The sequence below is a fragment of the Hyphomicrobiaceae bacterium genome, assembly GCA_041397645.1.
Lineage (GTDB): Bacteria > Pseudomonadota > Alphaproteobacteria > Rhizobiales > Hyphomicrobiaceae > Hyphomicrobium_B.
This window is the reverse complement of record JAWKWE010000012.1, coordinates 1-2,023: the sequence shown is the minus strand read 5'-3', so window position 1 is coordinate 2,023 and position 2,023 is coordinate 1. Positions and strand designations below refer to the sequence as shown.

Sequence of the window (2,023 nt, the reverse complement as noted above, 5' to 3'; positions counted from 1 at the left end):
TGCCACTTTCGAGCCTAAGGACATTTTCGAAATTCCAGACACTGACTGGACCCATTACTTCGAGACGAACGTTCTTTCAGGCATCCGCCTCTCGCGCGCTCTGATGCCGGACATGTTGAAGCGCAACTGGGGGCGCATTGTTTTCATCTCCTCTGAATCGGCCGTACAGATTCCAAAAGAGTTCATTCACTATGGCTTCACAAAGACGGCAGAGCTGGCGATCTCACGCGGCTTGGCGGAACTGTCGGCTGGTTCGAACGTCACGGTGAATTCCGTGCTGCCCGGTCCAACCCGCTCAGACGGCGTTGAGGGCTTCCTGGAGGCGCTTGCCAAGCAGGCCGGGATAAGCGCCGACGAAATGGCGAGCAATTTCGTACAGACTCACCGCCCCTCCTCTCTCATTCAGCGCTTCGCGACGGTGGAGGAAGTGGCCAACATGGTAGTCTATGTGTGCTCGAAAGAAGCATCCGCCACCAATGGCGCTTCGTTGCGAGTTGATGGCGGCGTCGTACGCTCCATCTTGTAGGTGTCTACGATCGCGATCGGCTGACAGGCATTGAACCCTATTGGCCGATCGCCTCGATCTCAGCAGTTCCCTGACCTGCGGTCACTTCGTCGCCGACACGCCGGCCCATTAATGCTTGGGACAACGGGGACACATAGGAAAGCGACCCTTTGGCCGGGTTTGCTTCATCTTCGCCCACGATTCGATAGGTTGCTCGGCGGCCGTCGTCGCGCAGAATGGTGACGCGAGAGCCGAAATGGACAATCCCGTCCTTGGGCGGCGCGCTCTGAACCTCAGCCGAAGCGCGCCGCGCTGTCCAATAGCGCATCTCGCGCGCAATCTTTTGCAATCCAATTCTGTCGGCGGCACCTTGCGCCTGAGCATAGGCGACGCCCAGCGCTTCCAGCTCCGCCTCAATCATGGCTAGTCCTGACTCCGTCACCAAATTGCGGTGAGACGAGATCAAACGGTCGGGCAAGTCCTCACTGCCCTCACCACCATCATCGTCCCTGACAAAAGCTCGACTCAAACCTGCTCCTTCCTTGACGGTTAAATGCCCTCAGGCTCTAAGCTGGCGCACGAGACGACCACATCACGGATGGCAAGCGATGCGCCAACAGCAAGATATACTTTCAATCGCCACGCGCGGAGCGGGGCTTTACGAATTCACACTAGACGCCGCTCGGTTTGTAGCAAACAGCAGTATCTCATGCGGGCTGCTTCACGTTTTCTGTCGGCACACCTCCGCATCGCTTGTCATTCAGGAGAATGCTGACCCTGATGTCCAGCGCGATCTCACTGCCTTTTTCAAGCGGCTGGTTCCCGATGGAGATCGTCTTTTTATTCACACCTGCGAAGGGCCCGACGATATGCCCGCGCACGTAAAAGCGGCGCTGACGCAATCGACGCTAACCATACCCTTGTCACGCGGGCAAATGATGCTGGGAACATGGCAGGGGCTCTACCTTTTTGAACACCGCGCGGCCCCTCACAGCCGGCAGCTGGTTCTGCATGCCTGCGGCGAGTAAGCGCGCAATTGCAGCTCGAACGAACGCAAAAGGCTCAGCCTTCCAGCTCGCGCACAACCGTTTTGGTGATTGAAGTGATCGGCTCCTTGGTCAGATCCTTGTCAATCCAGGCAGATACCTTGGCGGCTAGACCTTCGGAAGCGACCTTGCGCATTTCTCCAAGCGCAACAGGCGGAGCAACAATCACAACCTTGTCGAAAGCCTTGTCACTTGCGTCCTTTGTGAGCTCGGCAATGATCTCCCCCACGAAGCGGTCTTCTGCTCGCTGATGGAGATCGGGAACCTCAGCAGCCGATCTGCGGGTGCCGACGGATTCGAAAGTGCGTGTTGGCTTGTCGCGGCCAAGCTCGCTGGTTTTGGGGTTGTCCTGGCCATAGGTCCGCACCGTGCTCAGCTCCGGCTCCAACGCTGTGCCCGTATTGACGAGTACAAGTCCGCGTGCACCGTCCGCAACCACAACCCAATCGCCAGTCTTCAAACGCTTCATGGC

The 2,023-nt window shown here is 57.8% G+C and carries 4 protein-coding genes; 2 read left to right on the top strand and 2 right to left on the bottom strand.

The genetic code is table 11. From position 1 onward, the window contains the following. Positions 1-526, top strand: a 526-nt coding sequence (locus tag R3D51_19540; GenBank protein ID MEZ5901679.1) for an SDR family oxidoreductase, incomplete at its 5' end; no start/stop codon positions are given. Positions 527-563: 37 nt separating this feature from the next. On the opposite strand, the gene greA is transcribed toward R3D51_19540, so the two are convergent. Further along, positions 564-1,034, bottom strand: a complete 471-nt coding sequence (greA, locus tag R3D51_19535) for a transcription elongation factor GreA (protein ID MEZ5901678.1) — start codon at positions 1,032-1,034, stop codon at positions 564-566. 79 nt (positions 1,035-1,113) lie between these two features. Here greA and R3D51_19530 point away from each other — a divergent pair, with 79 nt between their 5' ends. Beyond that, positions 1,114-1,533 carry a secondary thiamine-phosphate synthase enzyme YjbQ gene (locus tag R3D51_19530; protein MEZ5901677.1) on the top strand — a complete coding sequence of 140 codons (420 nt, stop codon included), beginning with the start codon at positions 1,114-1,116 and terminating at the stop codon, positions 1,531-1,533. Positions 1,534-1,567: 34 nt separating this feature from the next. On the opposite strand, the gene R3D51_19525 is transcribed toward R3D51_19530, so the two are convergent. Beyond that, on the bottom strand, positions 1,568-2,023 hold a 456-nt coding region (locus tag R3D51_19525; protein MEZ5901676.1), incomplete at its 5' end, for a host attachment family protein.